The organism is Kribbella rubisoli (assembly GCF_004217145.1).
Classification (GTDB): domain Bacteria; phylum Actinomycetota; class Actinomycetes; order Propionibacteriales; family Kribbellaceae; genus Kribbella; species Kribbella rubisoli.
In genome coordinates, this window is record NZ_SHKR01000019.1 from 210,197 (window position 1) to 230,507 (window position 20,311).

Below are 20,311 nucleotides of genomic sequence, written 5' to 3' on the forward strand. Positions count from 1 at the left end.
TTGGGTTGTGATTGGGTGACGGCATGGGAATCGCGGAGCTGCTCCAGGGGGTCGACGGGAGCGGGGAGTTCGGGGTGTGGCTCGGCCGGCTGGACGGCGTACCGGTGTTCGAACACGAGGCGGAGCGGGCGCATTACTCGGCCAGCACGATGAAGCTGCCGGTGGCGATCGCGATGATGCGCAAGGTCGAGGCCGGTGAGCTGGCGCTCGACCAGCCGGTGACCGTGCACAACGACTTCGCGTCGGCGGGCAGCGGCCGGTTCGCCGTGGATGCGGACGAGGACGAGGCGCCTGCAACCTGGGAGAAGCTGGGCGCCGAGGTGCCGCTCGGCTGGCTCGCGACCGAGATGATCACCCGCTCCAGCAACCTGGCGACCGACCTCGTGCTCGAACAGGTCGGGATCCCCGCGGCCCACGCCGTACTGAGCGAAGCGACCCTGCCCAGCTCGCCCTCCCCCGCATCGAAGATCCAGCGCGGCATCGACGACGGTCCGGCCCAGCGGGCCGGCATCAGCAACCTGATGAGCCCGGCCGGACTCGCCGGCGTACTCGTTGCGGTGGGCAACCAAAAAGGTGCCTCCGGCGACTACCTGCGCGACCTGCTGGCCGGCAACCAGTGGAACGGCGAGATCCCGGCGCTGCTGCCGACCGGGACCCGGGTCGAGCACAAGAACGGCTGGGACACGCGGATCCGGCATGACGGCGGGATCGTGCGGCCGGACGACGCGGATCCGTTCGTGCTGGTGGTGTGTACTACGTCCGACCTGCCGGATGCCGATGCGCAGAAGTTGATCGCCGCGATCGCGCTGGAAGCGTGGAACAACAGACACGACCTCGGAGCGGTGCGGTGAAGATCACGACCCATCGGGTGTCTGCTCCGCTGCACACCCCGTTCATCACCGCGTTGCGTACGGCGACGCACGTCGAGTCGCTCCTGGTCGAGGTGAGTGACGGCGAGCTGAGCGGCTGGGGCGAGGCGCCGCAGGTGTGGAAGGTGACCGGCGACTCGCTCGCCGGGTCGCAGGCGTGTATCGAAGGCCCGATCACGACCGCGCTGGACGGGCTCGGTCCGGACGATCTGACCGAGGCGCTGCGCCGGGTGCAGGGTGCGGCCGTCGGCAACTTCGGCGCTAAAGACGCGGTCGACGTCGCGCTGCACGACCTCGCGGCGCGGCGGCGCGGGCAGACGCTGCACGGGTTCCTCGGGTCGACGGTTGACCTCGTACGGACCGATGTGACGTTGTCGGTCGGTGATGCGGCGGCGCTGGCGACCGCCGGGCGGGATCGGGTCGCGGACGGGTTCGACGTACTCAAGATCAAGGTCGGTACGGACGCGGTCGGCGACATCGAGCGGGTCCGGCGAGTCCGCGAGGCGATCGGGCCGGAGCCGCGGTTGCGGCTGGATGCCAACCAGGGTTGGACGCGCCGCGACGCGGTCAGGGTGATCCGAGCGCTCGAGGACGCCGGGTGCGCGATCGAGCTGGTCGAGCAACCGGTCGCCGCAGCCGACCTCGACGGGATGGCGTGGGTGACGGACCGGGTCAGTACGCCGATCCTCGCCGACGAGTCCGTGTACGGCGTACGCGATCTGGTGGCCGTGATCCGCCAGGGCGCGGCCGATCTGGTGAACGTGAAGCTGGCGAAATGCGGTGGGCTGGCACCGGCGCGGACGCTGCTCGAACTGGCCCGCGAGCACGGGCTGGGCGCGATCGTCGGCTGCATGATGGAGAGCCACGTCGGCGTCGGGGCAGCGGCCGCGCTGGTGTCGGCGTACCCGACGACAACCGTCAACGACCTGGACGCCGCCTGGTGGCTGCGCGAGGCGCCGGTGACCGGGATCCGGTACGACGGCTCGCTGATCCACCTGCCTTCTGCTCCTGGACTCGGCGTGACAGGCTTGACCGCATGAAGTTAGCCGCTACCAAGGTCCCGATCAGCACGGTCTGGACCGCGCCGGACGCGCCGCGTGACATCGACGCTCCGGCGACCGCCGCACAACCCGACGTGGCCGCCTGGGCCAAGTCGATGGACACTGAGACCCGGCTGGGACTGCACGGCCGGACCCTGACCCAACTGCTGTTCGCCGAGCCGGTGCTGGTGCGCACGGAACGCGACGGCTGGTCCGAGATCCTCGCACCGTGGCAGCCGTCCTCCCAGGACGAGCTGGGGTACCCGGGCTGGATCCCGTCGAGTCACCTGGGTGAACTGCCGCAGAGCGCGACCGACCCGGTGGCGATCGACGTACCGACCGCATCGCTGCTGGCCGAGCCTGGTGGTCGCCTGCTGGCCGAGCTGTCGTTCGCGACCGTGCTGTCGTCGGTGGAGCACGCCGACGGATACACGCGGGTGGCAACGCCCGACGGTGGGTCCGGCTGGATCGCAGACGACGCACTGCGGTCCGTGCTGGAGCCGTCGGGACCTGAGGACCGCCTGCGGCTGGGTGAGCTGTTCCTCGGCCTCGAGTACCTGTGGGGCGGTACGTCGGCACACGGGCTCGACTGCTCCGGACTGATCCACACGGTCAGCCGGGTCCTCGGCATGCGGACCCCCCGCGACGCCCACGACCAGGCCGACACCCTGCCGAACATCCCCATCGACGAGGCCCAGCCCGGCGACCTGTACTTCTTCGGCCGCCCCGGCAAACAGGTCCACCACGTCGGCTTCGTCTCCGCAACCGGCATGCTCCACGCCTCCGAAACCGGCAAGCGCCTCGAAGAAGGCCCCCTGACCGACGACCGCCGCGCAACCCTGGTCACCGCAGCCCGCTTCTAACCCCCACCGCCCGCGCCAACCACAGGCGCCGCCCGACCCACCGCGGAACGGCGCCGTCCATCCACCCCGCCCCGAGCGAAGCGAGGGGCGGGGTGGATGTTGTTCAGGACTCTTTGTGGTGCAGTTCCGGCTGCTCCGCGGGCTCCTCGGCCGGCTCCTCCGACTTGAGGGTGCGGGACTTGCGGAGGCTCAGGATCGTGGTGATGCCCAGCGTCACGATGATGAAGCCGAGGGAGAACCAGATCGGGATCTCCGGCGCCCACCCGATGTGATGACCGCCGTTGATGAACGGCAGCTCGTTCACGTGCATCGCGTGCAGGACCAGCTTCACGCCGATGAACGCGAGCACCACCGAAAGACCGAGCGACAGGTACACCAGGCGCTTGAGCAGGTCGCCGAGCAGGAAGTACAGCTGCCGCAGACCCATCAGCGCGAAGACGTTCGCGGTGAAGACCAGGAACGGCTCCTGGGTCAGGCCGTAGATCGCCGGGATCGAGTCGAGCGCGAACAGCAGGTCGGTGGTGCCGAGGGCAATGATCACGATCGCCATCGGAGTGACGAGCCGCTTGCCGTTCTTCTTCAGCGTGAGCTTGACGCCGTTGTACTCGTCAGTGGCGTTCAGCCTCTTCTTCGCGAACCGGATGACCGCGTTCTCCTTGAAGTCGTCATCGTCGTTCTCACCCTGCTTGGCCAGGTGGATCGCGGTGTAGACCAGGAACGCGCCGAAGATGTAGAAGACCCAGGAGAACTCGTTGATCGCGGCGGCGCCGATCGCGATGAAGATGCCGCGGAACACCAGCGCCAGGATGATCCCGACCAGCAGCGCGGTCTGCTGGTACTTCCTGGGCACGGCGAATCTGCTCATGATGATCAGGAAGATGAACAGATTGTCGACGCTCAGGCTGTACTCGGTGAGCCAGCCGGCGAAGAACTCCCCGGCGTACTGCCCGCCGGAGAAGAACCAGACGCCGAGGCCGAAGACCACCGCGAGGCCGACGTAGAACGCGATCGCGGTCGCCGACTCGCGGGTGCTCGGCTCGTGCGGGCGACGGCCGATGACGAAGACGTCGAACGCCAGCAGCGCGAGCAGCACGCCGACGGTGATGTACCAAACGTAGTCAGCTACGTGCACAGAATCCTCCGGAGCTCAGATGAAATATCGACTCCGAAGGTCTCTTCCGCTGCACTCAGCCAGCGAGTCCAGCCGGGGCACCGGGCGCGGGGCACAAGCCCTTGACCGTGATGACGATGCCGCCGCGAAGGAATACTCCCCTTCTCCACCATCATTGTGACGGGTGAACGTCCTAGTCTCCAAATCCTCGGAACCGTGTCGGCCCGTCGAAATGATCACAGTCGGTTCAGCAGATAGTTGCAGTGAGTGATCAGTTGCCGACTGCCGGACGCTTGCTCTTCGGCAGCTTCGCGACGATCGTCTCGTACGACGTGTCGATCAGCTCGCAGATCTCGTCGTCGGGCACCGCTCCCCCGAGCCGCACCGTGTTCCAGCCGGAGCGGCCGATGTACGCCATCTTGCTGACGTCGTCCGGGTAGGTGTCGACCAACTCGTCGGCCTCCTCCCGGTTGGCGCCGCACTTCAGGCCGACCCCACTGCCACCGCCCAGGAACGCGAAGATCTTGTCGCCGACCTTCGCGACCACGTCGCCGTCCCACGGCTCGTCCTGCCACGCGCCGGGCTTTCCCAGGCAGTACTCGAGGAGCTCGTCCCCGCTCATCCGCGCCACCGCAGGCCTCCGTCAGCTGTGAGAGACGACCTCGACGTTGTTGCCGTCGGGGTCGCGCATGAACACCGCGTAGTACCCAGGGTGGTACTCCGGCCACTCCTTCGGCTCGTGCAGCACCTCCGCACCAAGCTTCTGGACGGCTCGATGCACGGTGTCGACGATCGAGCGGTTCGCGGCCGAGAACGCGAGGTGGATCTCCCGCTGGGTCCCACCCGTGGTCTGCTTCCCGAGCCAGAACTTCGGCACGCCGTCCGGCCCCGACATCCCGAGCACATCCCCGAAGTCCATGCTCACCGTGATCCCGAGCGGCGCCAGGACGGTCTCATAGAACTCCCGCGCAGCCCCGAGGTCGTCACACTGCACCGACACATGATCAAGCATGTCTGTCCTCCCCTGATTACCCAGCACCGCACAGTACCGCCGTCGTACGCTGCTCGGCATGGCTTCTGTTGTGGTCGCTGCGGTCCAGGCGGGGTCGACGCTCTTCGACACACCCGCGACGCTCGTGAAGGCAGAGCAGTACATCCGGCAGGCGGCCGCGGCAGGCGCTCGGTTGATCGTGTTGCCGGAGGCGTTCCTCGGCGGGTACCCGAAGGGGTTCGACTTCGGCATCACCGTGGGGTCGCGATCGCCGGAGGGACGGGAGCTGTTCCGCCGGTACCGCGAGGCCGCCGTACAACTCGATGGACCGGAGATCGCCCGGCTTGCTGAGCTGGCGGCGGAGCTTGAGGTGCACCTGGTCGTTGGTGTGATCGAGCGCGACGGCGGGACGCTTTACTGCACAGCGGTGTTCGTTGACCCGCGTGACGGGTTGGTGGCGCATCACCGGAAGCTGATGCCGACCGCGGCGGAGCGGTACCTGTGGGGGCAGGGCGACGGGTCGACGATGCCTGCCGTTCGGACTGATGTCGGCGTCCTCGGGGCGGCGATCTGCTGGGAGAACTACATGCCGCTCTTCCGGCAGTCCATGTACGCCAAGGGTGTGCAGATCTGGTGCGCGCCCACGGTCGACGATCGCGATCAGTGGCAGGCGACGATGCGACACATCGCCCTTGAAGGCAGGTGTTTCGTCGTCAGCGCCAACCAGTATCTGACCGACGGCGACACCGTCCTCATCAACGGCGGCAGCACGATCATCTCCCCGCTGGGCGAGATCCTGGCCGGCCCGCTCCGCGCCGAGGAAGGTGTCCTGCTCGCGGAGCTCGACCTGGCCGAGCTGGATCGCGGGTACTTCGACTTCGACTCAGTCGGCCATTATGCGCGCCCGGACATCTTCACCCTGACCGTGGACGAGACGCCGCGCCACACCGTCGTACGCCGGAGCTGAGAGAGCCGGCGTACGACGGTCCGGGGCTACTTGGCGCCGGCGTTGGTCATCTGGCGGAGCTCCTTCTTCAGCTCGGAGATCTCGTCGCGGTAGCGGGCGGCGACCTCGAACTGGAGCTCGGCGGCGGCGTTGTGCATCTGGTCGGTGAGCTGCTGGATGAGGTCGGCCAGGTCCGACGACGGGAGGCCGCCGGCCAGCTCCTTCGCCTTCTCGCCGGCCTTCGCCTTGCCGCCACCGGGGACCGGGGCCTTGCCGCGGGACTGCGTGCGGCCGGAGCCCAGCAGCTCGGCGGTGTCGGCGTCCTCGCGGGCCAGCATGTCGGTGATGTCGGCGATCTTCTTCCGCAGCGGCTGCGGGTCGACGCCATTCGCCTCGTTGTAGGCGTTCTGCTTCGCGCGGCGCCGGTTGGTCTCGTCGATCGCCTGCTCCATCGACGGGGTGATCTTGTCGGCGTACATGAACACCTGGCCGGACACGTTTCGCGCGGCACGGCCGATGGTCTGGATCAGCGAACGACCCGACCGCAGGAAGCCTTCCTTGTCCGCGTCGAGGATCGCAACCAGCGACACCTCCGGCAGGTCGAGGCCTTCACGCAGCAGGTTGATGCCGACGAGTACGTCGTACTCACCCATCCGTAGTTCACGCAGCAGCTCGACCCGGCGGAGGGTGTCGACCTCGCTGTGCAGGTACCTCGTCCGGATGCCCATCTCGAGCAGGTAGTCGGTGAGGTCCTCGGACATCTTCTTGGTCAGCGTGGTGACCAGGACCCGCTCGTTCCGCTCGACACGGAGCCGGATCTCGTGGATCAGGTCGTCGATCTGGCCCTTGGTCGGCTTCACGATCACCTCGGGGTCGACCAGACCGGTCGGCCGGATGATCTGCTCGACGAACCCGTCGGACTTGTCCTGCTCGTACTGCCCCGGGGTCGCGGACAGGTAGACGGTCTGGCCGATCCGCTCGAGGAACTCCTCCCAGCGCAGCGGCCGGTTGTCCATCGCGGACGGCAGCCGGAAGCCGTGCTCGACCAGGGTCCGCTTGCGGGACATGTCGCCCTCGTACATCCCGCCGATCTGCGGGACGGTCACGTGCGACTCGTCGATGACCAGCAGGAAGTCTTCGGGGAAGTAGTCGAGCAGGCAGTGCGGCGCCGTCCCGGCCTCGCGGCCGTCGGTGTGCCGCGAGTAGTTCTCGATGCCCGAGCAGGTCCCGATCTGGCGCATCATCTCGATGTCGTACGTCGTCCGCATCCGGAGCCGCTGGGCTTCCAGCAGCTGTCCGTTGCGCTCGAGCTCGCCGAGTCGCTCCTCCAGCTCGGCCTCGATCGAGGTGATCGCGCGTTCCATCCGCTCCGGCGCGGTCACGTAGTGCGTGGCGGCGCCGATGTAGACCTCGTCCTCCTCGCTGATGACCTCGCCGGTCAGCGGGTGCAGCGTCATCACGCGCTCGATCTCGTCGCCGAAGAACTCCACCCGGACGGCGAGCTCCTGGTAGACCGGGAAGACCTCGAGCGTGTCGCCGCGGACCCGGAACGTGCCGCGGGTGCCGGCCAGGTCGTTGCGCGCGTACTGCACGCCGACGAGCTTGCGGAGCAGGCCGTCGCGGTCCATCTCGGCGCCGACCTTCACGTGGATCATGCGGTTCAGGTACTCGTCGGCGGAGCCCAGGCCGTAGATGCAGGACACGGTCGCGACCACGACCACGTCGCGGCGGGTCAGCAGTGACCAGGTCGCGGAGTGGCGGAGCCGCTCGACCTCCTCGTTGATCGAGGAGTCCTTCTCGATGTAGGTGTCCGTCTGCGGTACATACGCCTCGGGCTGGTAGTAGTCGTAGTACGACACGAAGTACTCGACGGCGTTGGCGGGGAAGAACTGGCGCAACTCGTTCGCGAACTGGGCGGCGAGCGTCTTGTTCGGCTGAAGGATCAGCATCGGGCGCTGGATCTTCTCAGCCAGCCAAGCGATCGTCGCGGTCTTACCCGTACCGGTTGCGCCCAGCAGTACGACGTCTTGCTCGCCGGCGTTGATCCGCCGTTCCAGGTCCGCGATCGCGGCCGGCTGGTCACCCGCCGGATCGAAATCCGACACCACCTTCAGCGGGGCGACCATACGCTGGAGATCCGAGACCTGTCTCATGCCCTCCACCGTACGGCCCCGCTCCGACAGTTTCTAAAAACACACCCGCCTCGCTCCGCTCGGCGGGTGGTTGGGGGCGTCGGCCCTCACCGACAGTTTCTGAAAACCCCAGGTCAGAAGCTTTTGACGACGCTGTTGTTCATGTAGATGAGTTCGTTGACCCGGCGGGCGTAGACGCGGGCCTCGAGGGCCGCGTCGGTGGCGGTGACTCGTTTGAACTTGTCCTGGTAGGCGGTCACGAAGCCCTTCATCGCGATCTTCGCGCCGGTCTTGGTCACATAGGTGCCGTTGTACTGGACCGCGTAGCAGGCGGTGATGTTCGGGTTCGGGATCCGGCAGGCCACGGTTTTGCCGATCTTCACGCCCTGGTAGCTGGCCGACTCGATGTCGACGAGGTGTTCGGCGAAGCTCTTGGCGTCGTACAGCTCGGTCTGCCGGACCCAGTAGTACCCGTCGATCAGGCCGCGAGCGTTGAACTGCTGCAGGATCCAGTTCTGCCCGGCGTAGGTCTTGTCCGGGGACTTCAGCCAGCCCTTGGACGGGGTGAACCAGATCCCCCAGCCGACCTCGACACCGACGTCGTTCGGTCCCTTGGAGTCGTTCGGGGTCGGAGTCGGCGACGGCGTGTACAGCGTGCCGACCGGGTCCGGCGTCTGCTGACTCACCGGCTTGTCCTTGCCGCCGCCGTTCACGAGCAGCACCACACCGGTCGCGACCAGCAGCACTGCGACGATCGCACCGGCCATGATGATCCACGCCGTCTTGTTCGACTTCGGCGGTTGGTGCGGCCGCTGCGGGCCCGGTCCCCAACCGCCAGGACGCCCACCACCAGCACCACCAGCACCACCAGGCCCGGCCAGCCCCCAGCCGCCAGGCGCCGTACCCGGCCCGCCCTGCGGCGCAGTACCCCAACCACCAGGAGCGGGAGCAGGTGCGGGCGGCGGGCCCGGGGGCGGACCGTACTGCTGACTCATAGTGTTTCCTCGCGGTAGTTCCGGTGGTTCGTCACAGGCTGTCGATCACGGATTTCTTCATGATCGCGGCGTCCGCCAGGGCCTTCTGGGCGAAGTCGACCCGGGTCCGGAAGTCCAGTGCGGTGACCACGTTGTCCTTGCGCCGGTACACCTCGACCGAGCCCTGGACCCGCACGTCCTGGCCGTTCTCCTTGGCCGTGGAGGTGTAGTCGATCGCGACGCACTCCACCAAGACGTCCTTCGGGCACGGCAGGTTCCGTACGTTGCCGAGCTGCGCAACCTCTTCCCCGGTCTCGCCCTCGACGATCCCCAGCAGGTACGCGTTCGCGGTGACGTTCTGCTTCTGCCGCACCCACAGGAACGCGCGCGCGTGGATGTTGTCGTTCGGCGGGTACGTCGCGACCTGCTTGCCCTGCGTCTCCTTGGTGAACAGCGACCACCCCTGCACCGGGACGATCGAGACACCGAATCCGACCTGGATCGCGTTCGGCGGCGGCTGGTACGACGACTTCGGCGCGGTCGGCGTACCCACCGGCGTACTGGGCGTCGGATCGGCCTTGTCGTCACCGCCCCCGGACAGCAGCACCAGCGCGACTGCCACCAGCGCGACCACGATCAGGCCGGCGCCGACCGGGATCAGCAGCGGCGGGATCCGGAAGCCACGCTTCTTCTCCGGCACCGGACGGCGCAGTGATGGCGGCCCGACGTTCTCACCCCAGGCCGACGACGTCTGCGTGGCCGGACCGGGGCCGGGACCTGGTCCCGGACCAGGTGCACCACCGTCGCCCCAGGGCGACGGTGGTGGTGGCACCTCGAGGTTCCACGGCGACGGCGGGAGCTGCTCCTCCGGCTCGGTGTCGTCAGCCTCCGGCCCGGGCTTGGGGACCCAGGGGTTGCTGCTGGAACCCTTGTCGCGTTTTCCGCTCACTGACTCTTGACCACCGACAGCAACATCGCGTCCGAGTCCGTCTGGATCGTCGCTACCTTGTCCTTGCGCCCGTACACCCGGACGATCGTGATCACGCCGTCGTTGCGCTCGATCACGCCGACGAAGCCGACCACCGGCAGGCTGCCGTTCTGGCTGCTGGAGATCGCGCTGAAGTTCTGCGTGGTGACGACCTTGACCGGAGTCTTGTCGTCCGGCCCCGGCTTGGTCACCTTCGGCTGGCCGGTCTTCACCGAGGACAGGTCCTTGGTCTCGGCGTTCAGCAGCTTCGGCAGCACAGTGTCGGTGGTCTCGTCGGCCGCGGCCTTCCACGCGTCGACCATGAAGTACGCCTCACCCTGCTTCAGCAGGTACACGCCGTCGAACCCGTCCAGGCTCTTGCGGATGTAGCCCGGCTGCGGCTTGACGTAGACGCCCTGGGAGACCTCGATGCCCTCGTCGACGTTCGTCGGCTCGGTGCTCTGGCCGGTCGTCGGCTGTGTGGTCGGCGTCGGGCTCGGGTCGGCCTTCTTGTCGTCACCCTGGAAGACGAGCGCCAGTACGACGCCGATGATGGCAACCACGGCGAACGCACCGCCCGCGATCAGGAGGGTCTTGCTGCCACCGCCTTTGCGGCGCGGCTGCTGGTTGTACTGACCCCACTGCTGCTGGCCGCCGTACTGCGGCTGCTGGCCTGGGTACCCCTGCTGGTACTGCTGCTGCTGACCGGGGTAGCCCTGTTGCTGCTGCGGGTACTGCTGCTGAGGCTGGCCCTGCTGAGGGGGCTGGCCCTGGGGCGGGTACGGCGCCTGCTGGGGACGCCCGTAGCCGGGCTGCGCCTGGGGCGGCTGCTGCCCATATCCAGGCTGCCCGTGCGGCGGCTGCCCGTACCCCGGCTGCTGGCCATACCCAGGCTGTTGCCCCGGCTGGCCCGGCTGGCCGCCGTACGGCTGCTGTCCGCCCTGGCCACCGCCGTACGGCGGCTGCTGGTTGCTCATGCCTGCGTCTCCCCAGTCGTCGCGGCGGTCGGTGCGGATACCCCGCGGGCGGACTTCGGCACGGATCGCACCGAGTTGCCACAGGCGGAGCAGAAGTCGGACTGCGGGAGCAGCGGCATCTCACAGCGCGAGCAGAACGCCAGGTCGCCCGACGCGTGGTTGGAACCGCCCCGCGCGGCCGACTCGAGTGCAGCCTCGAGCAAGCCCTTGTGGAGCACGGTCCGCACCCGGATGATCAGCGCGCCGAGCAGCAGCAGGCCCCAGACCACACCGAGGACCGAGCCGATCGTCGAGCCGTGTCCGCCGACGAAGCCGAGCAGGTAGACACCGCCCTGGAAGAGCGCGTTCACCGCCATCGCCTGGAGCAGACCGGCCACCCAGCGGGGCGTGAACCCGTCGTACCCCTCGCCGAGGCCGGAGAACTCCGCACCGGCCAGACCGGTCGCCGAGCCGTACACCAGCGGCTTGATGAAGCCGTGCAGTACCACGATCGAGATCCACGTGCCGGCACTGCTGCCCGGACCGGCGAAGCCGCCGCTGATCCAGCCCCAGTGCAGCACCAGCGTCTCGAAGCAGGCATAGCCGACACCGGCCACCACACCGAAGGTGAAGCCGTCCATCAGGTCGTCGTACCGCGGCCGGGAGGCCAGGTAGAGCGGGCCGATCTGCCGGATGAGCTCCGACACCACCGGCACCAGCAGGAGCAGGATCAGCAGGTCCCGCCCGGACGGACCGGCACTGTTGCCGCCGATGGTGTCCAGCGAGAGCGCCAGCTTGTCCTTCCACAGCCAGGTGAAGACGGCCGCGAGTACGCCGGTCAGCACGAAGGCCGCGGCGACCACGGGGATCGGCTCGTCCTCCCAGAGGTTCACGTCGTACAAGTAGATGATGTAGACGATCGGGATGGCGAAGGCCGCGATCATGATCGCCACCGGCAACGCACCGAGTGCGGCCGTCACCACGGTCAGCAGCAGGGCGATGCCGAGCGCGACCTTGTAGGTGTACGGCTGCTGGCCGGACCCCTGGGGCATGATCGTCGAGACCAGTTTGAACGACGCCACCGGCTCATCGGGTTTGGCGGCGTACGCCTTCTTGCGCTCGGCATCCCCGGTACGCATGTCGTTGCCACAGTGGTGGCAGAAATGCGAGACCTCGGGGACGTCAGAGCTGCAGCGCGGACACACCACGCCATCCTCCCTACATCGGACGTCCGGGCCGGCGCAGGGCGCGCCGTCGGTGGCCGGCCTGCAGGAGTCACCCCGGGCCGGACCGGGACAGATTGTTGTACAGCTGGTCCCGGATTCATCATTTACCGCGCGAGGGTCACCTTTTCGTGTCCGGACCGTGGCCTGTGAGTTGTTCCCACACCTGGTCGACCCGGCGGTCGAGATCCGCCGGACTCCCGGCGTTGTCCACCACCACATCCGCGGCCGCGAGCCGGTCCTCCCGGGATGCCTGGCTGGCGATCCGCTGATTGGCTTCCGCGTCAGTCATCCCGCGCTGCGACGTCAGCCGCTCCACTTGCACCTCGACCGGTACGTCGACCACGAGTACCACGTCGAACCGGCCGGCCTGCCCGGTCTCCACCAGGAGCGGGATGTCGTGCACCACGATCGCGTCGTCCGCCGCCTGGTGCTCGATCTCGGCGGCGCGCGCCCGGACCCGCGGATGGACGATCGCCTCAAGCTTCCGCCGGGCGGTCTCGTCGCCGAACACGATCTTGCCGAGCGCCGGCCGGTCCAGGTCACCGTCAGCAGTCAGTACGCCGGAACCGAACGCCGCGACCACCTCGTCCAGCCCGTCGGTCCCCCGTGCGACCACCTCCCGAGCCAGTACGTCGGAGTCGATCACCACCGCGCCCCGCTCAGCCAGCCGCGACGACACCGCACTCTTCCCGGCCCCGATCCCGCCAGTCAGTCCCACTCTCAGCACCCCAGCACCCTATCGGCGGGCCTAGCATGGCTTATGGGGTGGTGGCGACGGCGGTCGGACGGGCAGGAGCTGAGACACGTCCGGAGGATGGCCGAGGAGGACGTCGTTCAGTTCGGGGAGGAGCTGACCCGGCTCGGTGAGCTGCTGGAGGGCAGTGCGCTCGACGCGGAGGCCCGGCACGACTACCAAACCGCTCTGGACGCGTACGAGACCGCCGAGCGGCTGGTGGACCGGCTGAGCTCGTTGGAGGCGATCAGTGCGATCGTCGACACCCTGACCGGGGGACGCTACTCGCTCGCGTGTGTCCGCGCCCGGGTCGCGGGCGATCCGCTGCCCGAACGCCGTACGCCGTGCTTCTTCAACCCGCAGCACGGTCCGGCCGCGCGGGACGTCGTCTGGACACCACGCAGCGGCGGGACCCGGAAGGTACCGGCCTGCGCGCAGGACGCGGCTCGCATCCAGGCCGACGAGGACCCACCGGTCCGCCTGGTCCGGTACGGCGAGCAGCAGATCCCGGCGTGGGAAGCCGGCGCCCCGAACGAGCCGTACCGCATCGGCTTCTTCTCCGCGAGCGGCGCCCGCGCCCACGTGATGGAGCTGAAGATGCGCCTCAAAGGCGAAGGCCGCGGCCAATGGGGCACCGACCTGGGCAAACCCCGCATCCGCCGCCCCTACGACTGAAAAGCTCAGAGCAGAAACAGAAGAAGGGAGATTTAGAGTGGTGGCTGGCTTGAATGGTCGGCCGGGGGTTCTCCGGGCGGGCTCGATCGCGACGAAATCATCGAGGTGCGCGGTCGGGTTTACCAGGTAGCTCAGGGCCGGCTGTCGGGTGTGGGGTTGGGCAGGCGGTGCGTCCCGGTGGGACCGACCTCGAACATGAAGCCGTGGGGTGTGGTCCATTCCAGGGTCTTGTGGTCGATGCGGCGGACGTTCCAGCCGCGGGCGTGGGTCTTCACCCGGTGGCCGAAGCGGCTGAGCGGTGCGAGGTTGCGGGTGCTGGTCTGGCCGGTCGGGCCGTGCGGGTCGTAGGGCTCGATGTGGTCGAGGTCGATGGTGCGGTGGGTTTCGCGGGTGCCGTACGGGAACAGCTCGACCGGGTAGCTGAGCCGGACGCGTTCACGGATCCGGGCCGGGATCTCGTACACGTCAACGCTGACGGCGTCGTTCAGGTCGATCACGGGCTTGACGGTGTACGGCGCATGGCCGACGAGTTCGGTGAGCTGGTCAGCCAGCAGCGGACCGATCCCCTCGGCACGCAGTACCCCTTTGCCGGTCGAGAGCGTGAGGTCGGTGAGGTGCACGAAGACCTCGGTCTGCCCAGGACGCACCTGTCCGCCGGCGCCCGCGAGGCTCGTGGGGTTGGCGTAGGCGTCTTGTTTGATGGCTGCGAGGCGCGCGTCGAGCGCCCGCTGGGCGGCGGTGTCCATCGGCACGCCGTCGTCGGGCTCGCTGCGCGGGCCGGGGATGTACTCGATCGGCCGGCTGTCGAACGGGTCACTGGGCGGATCGGGATCGTACGGCCCTGCGCCATCGGCTAACGGCGGATCCCGCAGCTCGACCGGGTCAGCGACCGGCTCAGCGACCGGATCAGCCAGGTAGGCGTCACCGCCATCCGCGCGTTCGCACGACGGGCTCGCCGGGCGCACCGTAGTACCACCGCGGGCCGGGTCCGCCGACACACACGATGCGTCGTTCGCCCGATCGAGCAGACCGAACACGTCGCTACCCGCAGCCGGCGACCGCGCGCCGACACCTACCTGCGAGCCCGCTGCTGCGGATCGCGCACCGACGCCTGCTTGCGGGTCGACTGCTGCGGGCCGCGTACCGCCGGGCGCCTGCGGGCCTGCTACTGCAGGTCGCGTGCCGCCGGGTGCTGGCGGGTCTACTGCTGCAGGCCGCGTACCGCCGGGCGCTGGCCGGCCTGCTACTGCAGGCCGCGTACCGCCGGACGCTGGCCGGCCCGCTGCTGCGGAGCTCGCCTTCGCCGAGTGCCGGCCAGGGGTAGAGGTCGCGGCGGTTGAGGCGGCGGTGCCCGTGGAGGTGCCTGTGGAGGTGTTTGTGGAGGTGGTCGTTGGGGTGAGGTGATTGCGGGCTTGGGACAGGAGTTCTTGGGTGAAGCGGGGGTCGGCGATGATGCCGATCGCGTCGGCGCGGCGGTGTTGGAGGTGGCGGGTGTCGCCGATGGTTTTGAGGGCTTCGGCGATGGCGGCGATGGTCGCGTCGTGGCGGATCACCGCGCCGGCCGGAGCCTTCACGTAGATGGTCTTGTTGCCGTGGTTGTCGCTGCGGCCGACGAACACGCCCCGCTCACGGGCGGCCTCGGCGGCCTCGTCGCGGGCCAGGTCGGGGTCGGCGTGGAATTTGGCGGCCTGGATGATCTTGTCCAGCCGGTACGGCGTGATCGAGTCGATCAACGGCGCGACGCGCTGATCGACATAGCGGGCGGCCTCCTCAGACAGCTTCATACACAGCGAGGCGAGTTGGCGGGCCTTCCAGGGGGTGGCGTCACCGGACTGGACGCGGGCCCAGGTGAACGGGAACCGGTGCCGCAACGCCAGCGCCTCACCCAGCAGCCCGGCCGCCACCATCGGCGAGATCCCGAGCATCACACCGAACTCCGCGACAGCGAACTCCGCGATCTCCGGACAGCCCTCACCGCCCAAAACCACAGCCCGCTCACGCCCATCGGCGGAGCGGCGACCAGGCCGGACGCCGCAGACCGACGGGTGGAACCGGTCGGCATAGATCTGAGCGTGCTGCAGCAGCCGTGCGTCGGCCCGGTTGGCCATCGCGCGGTGCTCGGCGGCCGACTCGAGCAGGTCGGCCGTCGAGAGCTCATCCAGATCCTTCTCGAACATGTGTTCGATTCTACCTGTTCGAGACTGGCGTGCCAAATCGGTCGAACCGACGAAACCCCTTATTTACAAGACGAACGAGCGCGCGACCCCGCCGCGGCCAGGGTCTGCGGCCGAGGGCAGCGGACTCCGCGAGGACCGGGTTGGCCCCTTGATGAACTGACGACAGACCGGATCGCAGCGCTGGCCGGATCGTCCTCGCCCTGCCTGCCCGGCACAAGCCGAAGACCGGTACGCCGCCTCGCAACTCCAATTCCTCGGCCACGGTGGGTCGATGTCTGTCCACCACGAGCGGGCGGCGAACGCCGTACGGGGTCCTCACACGCTATGCCCACCTGGAACTTCTCAATAGCAAACCTTGCACCCGCTCAGGTCGTTAGCGGCGGACCTGGTAGCGCAGGTGGAGTACTCGGTTGCCCTGGATCACGTCGGGATCCTCGAGCAAGTGCTGGGCGTGGACCGAGCCGAAATAGGGCTTGCCGGAGCCGAGCACGGCGGGTGTGACGTCCATGCGCACCTCGTCGACCAGGCCCGCCGCAAGCATCTGGCCACCGACGTCGCCGGCGGCGACCTCGACGATGCGGTCACCCGCGAGCTCCTGCGCCTTGGCCATGGCTGCCTCGATACCGTCGACGAAGTGGAACGGCGCGTCGGGGTCCCAGCCCTCGGGCGCCGGCCGGTGCGTCACGACGACCACGTGGTCGATCCCGCTCGGCGGCTTCCCGTCCCAGCCGTCGGTTATGTCGAAGACGTGACGACCGGCGATTGTCACTCCGATCTGGTCCCAGTACGGCCGGACGTAGTCGAATGACGTCTGCGACACCTTCACCACGCCGCTCTCGTCCAACGGCACGTCACCGCTGAGCAACCAATCGAACAACGGGCCGGGCTGGTCGTTCTCGTCCGCTATGAAGCCGTCTACCGATACCGAGGCGTACATGACCACCTTGCCCATCGGGGCCCTCCTCTGCTTTGGGGTGCCCACAAATTAGCGTGTCGTGAGCTGCCGCTCTTGTAAGAAATCAATCGGCAGGCAGCGGCCAGCCGTCCAGCGAGTGGCCGGGATGTTCGCGCAGGAACCGCCGCCGGACTTCGACGTACCGGGTCGGTGTGAGCCCGGTGAACGCCCGGAACTCGTGGCCGAAGTGGGCCTGGTCGAAGTAGCCCGCGCGGGCGGCGAGGTCGCCCCAGTCGATCGGTCCGGCGGGGTCGATAGAGAGCACGGTGGCGGTGAAGCGGTAGGTGCGGGCCAGCCGCTTCGGCGTGACGCCGATGAGCTCCTTGAACCGCTGCGCCAAATGAGTGCTGCTGACACCGGCTGCCACGCTCAGGTCGCCGACCGCGGCCGCCCCGCCCGTCGCCGCGAGGACACTGCTCGTATGGCGGACCAGCCCCAGGCCGGCGGTCTCGCTCAGCCGTCGCATAAGTTCATCCTCGAGCAGCGTCAGCATCTCGTGCGGCCCGCCCGCTGTGGCCAGCCGGTCTCGCAGCTCAGCAACGGCGGGCCGGCCCCAAACCTGCTCAATCGTCACCGGCCGGTCACACAGCTCACCCACAGGCATCGGCAGGAACGGCGCCAGCCCCCACGGCTTGAGATGCGCGCCAACGGACCGTGTCCAGCGCGGGTAGCCGAACTCAAACGCACGGGTAGGCATGCTGACCACGCACCCGTCGGCGTACTCACCCATCTCGACATCCGTGCCGCCACGAATGCGAAACGGCGCCCCAAGGTTGACGATCAGCAACGCCCCCGGCATCGGTGGCAACGTCAACCGACCGTACGGCGCCACACCCTCCAGGTAGTAAAGGTCCCCGATCAACCCGTCCAACGGCCCCCGAGGCACCCTGGCCACATACTCCACCCCCAAAGCATCCCCGACCCCCACCGCCCACGCCACCGCTGTCTTTCCTCTGTTCTTCGTGGCATTCGGGAATGCGAGAACCCCCGCACCTGGAGGTGCGGGGGTTCTCGTAGGACAGCCGGAGGAGCTTTCCGGGTAGGGGATCAGCCCTGGCCGGTGAGCTTCTCGCGGAGGGCCTGGAGCGCCTCGTCGGAAGCGAGCGCGCCCTCTACGGGAGCGTCGTCCTTCGGGGCAGCGGCCGAGGAGTACGTCGATGCCTCGCCGGCCTCGACGTCCGCCGTCTTGGCGTCCTCGATCTGCTTCTTGTGGGCCTCCCAGCGCGTGTGGGCCTCGGCGTACTGCCGCTCCCACTCCTCGCGCTGCGCGTCGAAGCCCTCGAGCCACTCGCCCGTCTCCGGGTCGAAGCCCTCGGGGTAGATGTAGTTGCCCTGGTCGTCGTACGTCGCCGTCATGCCGTAGAGCGTCGGGTCGAAGTCGTCCGAGACCGGGTCCAGCCCCTCGTTGGCCTGCTTCAGCGACAACGAGATCCGGCGACGCTCGAGATCGATGTCGATGATCTTGACCATCGTGTCGTCGTTGACCTGGACGACCTGCTCCGGGATCTCGACGTGCCGCTCGGCCAGCTCGGAGATGTGCACCAGACCCTCGATGCCCTCCTCCACGCGGACGAACGCACCGAACGGAACCAGCTTGGTGACCTTGCCGGGCACGATCTGGCCCATCTGGTGGGTCCGGGCGAACTGCTGCCACGGGTCTTCCTGGGTCGCCTTCAGCGACAGCGAGACGCGCTCGCGGTCCATGTCGACGTCCAGCACCTCGACGGTGACCTCCTGGCCGACCTCGACCACCTCGGTCGGGTGGTCGATGTGCTTCCAGGACAGCTCCGACACGTGCACCAGACCGTCGACGCCGCCGAGGTCCACGAACGCACCGAAGTTGACGATCGAGGAGACGACACCCTTGCGGATCTGGCCCTTCTGCAGCTGGGTGAGGAAGTTCATCCGCACCTCGGACTGCGTCTGCTCCAGCCACGCCCGGCGGGACAGGACCACGTTGTTGCGGTTCTTGTCCAGCTCGATGATCTTGGCCTCGATCTCCTGGCCGACGTACGGCTGGAGGTCGCGGACACGACGCATCTCGACGAGCGAGGCCGGCAGGAAGCCACGGAGGCCGATGTCCAGGATGAGTCCACCCTTGACGACCTCGATGACGGTGCCGGTGACGACGCCGTCCTCTTCCTTGATCTTCTCGATCGTGCCCCAGGCCTTCTCGTACTGGGCGCGCTTCTTCGAGAGGATCAGACGGCCTTCCTTGTCCTCCTTCTGGAGAACCAGGGCCTCGACGTGATCGCCGACGTTGACGACCTCGTTCGGGTCGACGTCGTGCTTGATCGACAGCTCGCGGGAGGGGATCACGCCTTCGGTCTTGTAACCGATGTCGAGCAGGACCTCGTCCCGGTCGACCTTGACGATGGTGCCCTCGACGATGTCGCCGTCGTTGAAGTACTTGATGGTCTGATCGATCGCCGCGAGGAAGTCTTCCTCCGACCCGATGTCATTGACCGCTACCTGCGGGGTGGTGCGTACTGCGGGGTCGAGAGGTGCCTCGATGCTGGCCGTCATGTGGTGGGTTGCTCCGTGGACTGGTGGTGTCGTGCGGTTGCGTCATGAACCTTTGGATCGCACCAAACCGCGGGATTGCCTGAAGACGACAGATTCACCACCGACTGCTGCGAGTCACGAGCCTGCTCGGTCCGAGGTCGCGCGGGCCCATAGCGCATCTGACAGAATACCGGTCTTCACGAAGGCAGCACAACCTGGGGCACCCGGTCCCTACCGAGCGCCCGCCGGGGTCTCTCGACGTGCCATTGACCTCAGAGTACGACGTCCAGGTCCGGACGGCCTGCGGAGAGGTCTCCCGTGTCCGCCATTCGGAAGACCAGCCGGTGCGCCGCGGCGGCGATCCCGTGGTCCGGCGCCCGCGTGGCGAGGTCCAGCAGCGCCCACAGATCCGCCGCCCGGCTGAGATCGACGAGCCGCTCCCCCAGCCCGCTCGCCCGCAGCAGCCCGCTCCCGCGCAGTACGTCGAGGACGGCGCCCGCCAGCACCTGGTCCGTGCTGAAACGGAGCAGGTTGCCCAGATCGGCGTACGGCGACCCCGCGTGGGCGAACTCCCAGTCGATGAGCCCCGTGATGCGGACAGTTTTCGGGTCGACCAGCAGGTTCTTCGGGTTGAAGTCGCTGTGCACGAGGCAGAACCGCTCGACGCCCTCGGCCAGCAGGTCCTCGGCGTACGTGAACACGCTCTCCAGGCCCTCCCGCTGCGCCGGCGTCATCCCGAGGTCCAGGCTGTCGACGTACTGCTCGAGGTCCCCGCGCAGTGGCTCGATCCCGAGGTCCCCCTCGCGGAACAGCCCGAACGAGCGGAACGGCATCCCGCTCAACCGAGCCAGCAGCTCCCCCAACTGCTCCCCGACCTGCCGCCGCTCGTCCTCACCGGCGGTCGCCAGGTAGACCTCCAGGTTCACACCCGGCAGCCGCTCGGTGAGCAGGTACGGCGGATCCTCCGGCGCGCCCTCCCGCTTCACGTCGAGCACTCGCGGCACCGGGAGCAGCCCACGCACCAGCTGGAGCAGTGCAGCGTCCACAGCTGCCCGCCCGGGGTCCTTCACGTAGAGCTTGAGTACGGCGTCCTCGCCGCCCGCGCTGACCGCATAGGTCTGGCCCTGATAACCGCCTGGCAACGGAACAGCACTCGCGGCGAAGTCGCTCATGGTTTCGACACTAGAGTGT

General features: G+C 68.0%; 19 protein-coding genes. 5 read left to right on the forward strand and 14 right to left on the reverse strand.

The features are described 5' to 3' along the window. Nucleotides 1–23: 23 nt before the first annotated feature. From EV645_RS41085 to EV645_RS41095, 3 genes are read left to right on the forward strand one after another with little or no spacing between them, the layout of a single operon-like run. On the forward strand, nt 24–851 hold the full coding sequence (locus tag EV645_RS41085) for a serine hydrolase (RefSeq protein ID WP_130450659.1): 828 nt from the start codon (nt 24–26) through the stop codon (nt 849–851). Then, nucleotides 848–1,909 (forward strand): mandelate racemase/muconate lactonizing enzyme family protein, encoded by a 1,062-nt coding sequence (locus EV645_RS41090; RefSeq protein ID WP_130450661.1) that lies wholly within the window; start codon nt 848–850, stop codon nt 1,907–1,909. Before EV645_RS41085 ends, EV645_RS41090 begins: the two co-directional genes overlap by 4 nt. After that, nucleotides 1,906–2,772, forward strand: a complete 867-nt coding sequence (locus EV645_RS41095; protein ID WP_130450663.1) for a C40 family peptidase — start codon at nt 1,906–1,908, stop codon at nt 2,770–2,772. The genes EV645_RS41090 and EV645_RS41095 overlap by 4 nt, the downstream gene beginning before the upstream one ends. A 103-nt stretch (nt 2,773–2,875) precedes the next feature. On the opposite strand, the gene EV645_RS41100 is transcribed toward EV645_RS41095, so the two are convergent. The 3 genes from EV645_RS41100 to EV645_RS41110 all read right to left on the reverse strand — a co-directional run bounded on the left by EV645_RS41100 (nt 2,876) and on the right by EV645_RS41110 (nt 4,895). Continuing rightward, on the reverse strand, nt 2,876–3,904 hold the full coding sequence (locus EV645_RS41100) for a TerC family protein (RefSeq protein ID WP_130450665.1): 1,029 nt from the start codon (nt 3,902–3,904) through the stop codon (nt 2,876–2,878). Nucleotides 3,905–4,154: 250 nt separating this feature from the next. Further along, nucleotides 4,155–4,505 carry an MmcQ/YjbR family DNA-binding protein gene (locus EV645_RS41105; RefSeq protein ID WP_130450667.1) on the reverse strand — a complete coding sequence of 117 codons (351 nt, stop codon included), beginning with the start codon at nt 4,503–4,505 and terminating at the stop codon, nt 4,155–4,157. A gap of 21 nt (nt 4,506–4,526) precedes the next feature. Next, the gene (locus tag EV645_RS41110; RefSeq protein ID WP_130450669.1) at nt 4,527–4,895 is read right to left on the reverse strand and encodes a VOC family protein; all 369 of its coding nucleotides are present in this window, start codon (nt 4,893–4,895) and stop codon (nt 4,527–4,529) included. A gap of 58 nt (nt 4,896–4,953) precedes the next feature. On the opposite strand from EV645_RS41110, the gene EV645_RS41115 reads away from it, so the two are divergent. Continuing rightward, a complete protein-coding gene (locus EV645_RS41115) occupies nt 4,954–5,841 on the forward strand; it encodes a nitrilase-related carbon-nitrogen hydrolase (RefSeq protein ID WP_130450671.1) in 888 nt (295 codons plus the stop codon). A gap of 26 nt (nt 5,842–5,867) precedes the next feature. On the opposite strand, the gene uvrB is transcribed toward EV645_RS41115, so the two are convergent. From uvrB to coaE, 6 genes are all read right to left on the reverse strand, one after another. Beyond that, nucleotides 5,868–7,973, reverse strand: coding sequence for an excinuclease ABC subunit UvrB (uvrB, locus tag EV645_RS41120; RefSeq protein ID WP_130450673.1), 2,106 nt, complete (start codon nt 7,971–7,973; stop codon nt 5,868–5,870). A 113-nt stretch (nt 7,974–8,086) separates the two neighbouring features. Next, on the reverse strand, nt 8,087–8,947 hold the full coding sequence (locus EV645_RS41125) for a hypothetical protein (RefSeq protein ID WP_242000982.1): 861 nt from the start codon (nt 8,945–8,947) through the stop codon (nt 8,087–8,089). A 31-nt stretch (nt 8,948–8,978) separates the two neighbouring features. Continuing rightward, nucleotides 8,979–9,875, reverse strand: a complete 897-nt coding sequence (locus tag EV645_RS41130) for a hypothetical protein (RefSeq protein ID WP_130450675.1) — start codon at nt 9,873–9,875, stop codon at nt 8,979–8,981. Next, nucleotides 9,872–10,870, reverse strand: a complete 999-nt coding sequence (locus tag EV645_RS42500; RefSeq protein ID WP_198682184.1) for a hypothetical protein — start codon at nt 10,868–10,870, stop codon at nt 9,872–9,874. Before EV645_RS42500 ends, EV645_RS41130 begins: the two co-directional genes overlap by 4 nt. Continuing rightward, on the reverse strand, nt 10,867–11,988 hold the full coding sequence (locus tag EV645_RS41140) for a PrsW family glutamic-type intramembrane protease (RefSeq protein ID WP_242000983.1): 1,122 nt from the start codon (nt 11,986–11,988) through the stop codon (nt 10,867–10,869). Before EV645_RS41140 ends, EV645_RS42500 begins: the two co-directional genes overlap by 4 nt. 205 nt (nt 11,989–12,193) lie before the next feature. Next, nucleotides 12,194–12,802 carry a dephospho-CoA kinase gene (gene coaE, locus EV645_RS41145; RefSeq protein WP_130450679.1) on the reverse strand — a complete coding sequence of 203 codons (609 nt, stop codon included), beginning with the start codon at nt 12,800–12,802 and terminating at the stop codon, nt 12,194–12,196. Between the two features lie 87 nt (nt 12,803–12,889). On the opposite strand from coaE, the gene EV645_RS41150 reads away from it, so the two are divergent. Next, nucleotides 12,890–13,483 carry a hypothetical protein gene (locus EV645_RS41150; RefSeq protein ID WP_130450681.1) on the forward strand — a complete coding sequence of 198 codons (594 nt, stop codon included), beginning with the start codon at nt 12,890–12,892 and terminating at the stop codon, nt 13,481–13,483. Nucleotides 13,484–13,614: 131 nt separating this feature from the next. Here the strand turns inward: EV645_RS41150 and EV645_RS41155 are convergent, their stop codons facing one another. The 5 genes from EV645_RS41155 to EV645_RS41175 all read right to left on the reverse strand — a co-directional run bounded on the left by EV645_RS41155 (nt 13,615) and on the right by EV645_RS41175 (nt 20,292). After that, a complete protein-coding gene (locus EV645_RS41155; protein WP_130450683.1) occupies nt 13,615–15,660 on the reverse strand; it encodes a hypothetical protein in 2,046 nt (681 codons plus the stop codon). 373 nt (nt 15,661–16,033) lie between these two features. Continuing rightward, entirely contained in the window at nt 16,034–16,612 is a 579-nt protein-coding gene (locus tag EV645_RS41160; RefSeq protein WP_130450685.1) for a dihydrofolate reductase family protein, read from the reverse strand. 67 nt (nt 16,613–16,679) lie between these two features. Then, the gene (locus tag EV645_RS41165) at nt 16,680–17,510 is read right to left on the reverse strand and encodes a helix-turn-helix domain-containing protein (protein WP_242000984.1); all 831 of its coding nucleotides are present in this window, start codon (nt 17,508–17,510) and stop codon (nt 16,680–16,682) included. Between the two features lie 152 nt (nt 17,511–17,662). After that, complete coding sequence (rpsA, locus tag EV645_RS41170) at nt 17,663–19,141, reverse strand: 30S ribosomal protein S1 (RefSeq protein WP_130450687.1); 1,479 nt, start codon at nt 19,139–19,141, stop codon at nt 17,663–17,665. 251 nt (nt 19,142–19,392) lie between these two features. Continuing rightward, the gene (locus EV645_RS41175) at nt 19,393–20,292 is read right to left on the reverse strand and encodes a phosphotransferase family protein (RefSeq protein WP_130450689.1); all 900 of its coding nucleotides are present in this window, start codon (nt 20,290–20,292) and stop codon (nt 19,393–19,395) included. Nucleotides 20,293–20,311 lie beyond the last annotated feature (19 nt).